This window comes from Oleiphilus sp. HI0086 (genome assembly GCF_001635225.1).
Genome location: NZ_LWFZ01001108.1, coordinates 1 through 959 on the forward strand (window position 1 = coordinate 1; position 959 = coordinate 959).

Sequence of the window (959 nt, forward strand, 5' to 3'; positions counted from 1 at the left end):
ACTTTCTGGCAGACCTGCAAGTGAATCAACGTCTTCAAAATAGAGCGTCCAAGACTGTGTCGCATCCAAGACATTTTCCGAAAAGCTGTTGGTCAGCTCTGACATCTCCTTCTTCAATGCCGAGTAGGCTTCTTTTTCATCATCTTCCAACGCCACTCCCGACAACTTGAAGCCACGAAGAGTATGTTTGATTGACTGCTTTTGAGCTTGGCTCAGCCCAGCGTATTCATCGCTATCAGCCAAGGCCTGATAAGCTAAAAACAAGTCCTTATTCTGCCCCATTTCTGTACCGTATTCTGTCAATTTAGCGATAAGGCGCTTGTAGATTTCTCTCAACTCATCGGAATTTAGCACTGAGTTATAATGGGAAATAACCGACCAAACATTATTCAAGCGATCGTCAGCACTTTCTAAAGGATACGCAAAATCTTGCCAAGAATATTGTTTATCAGTTACAAGCTTTTCGACTAAAGCTCTGTTGTCTGCAAGCACCTTATCTAATGCGGGCTCAAAGTGCTCTAATGTAATCTGCTCAAACAGTGGCAGTGGCGAATCAGCTAACAATGGGTTCATTAATTTTAACTCTATCTATTTGGTNTATTTTTAAGGCAAGCGAGCTAAGCAGCTTGGAACAATTTATTCTTTATGGGGGCATTGATGATTTTTTAAAGCCCTTAGTCTCACTATAGCAACTTGCTCGCATAGCGCTAGATACTGGTGAAGATCACTAATTTTCGGTATTCTCTGCCCTCAAGTTGAACCGAAAAAACACTTAGGTCGCAACGACGTCAATAACACCGCCAGATGTATCACAAGAGGATCAGCCTATGAGCTGCGTGAGAAACTATCTCGACTTTTCCCCCAAACTAGACTCATCAGTTTTCGTCGACCCAACAGCCATTGTTATTGGTGATGTTGAAATCGGAGCCGATAGCTCTATCTGGCCTTTAGTCGCGATT

General features: G+C 42.8%; 1 pseudogene. It reads right to left on the reverse strand.

From position 1 onward, the window contains the following. Positions 1-573: pseudogene (locus A3756_RS19600) on the reverse strand (oligopeptidase A); the annotation flags it as partial. Between the last annotated feature and the right edge of the window lie 386 nt (positions 574-959).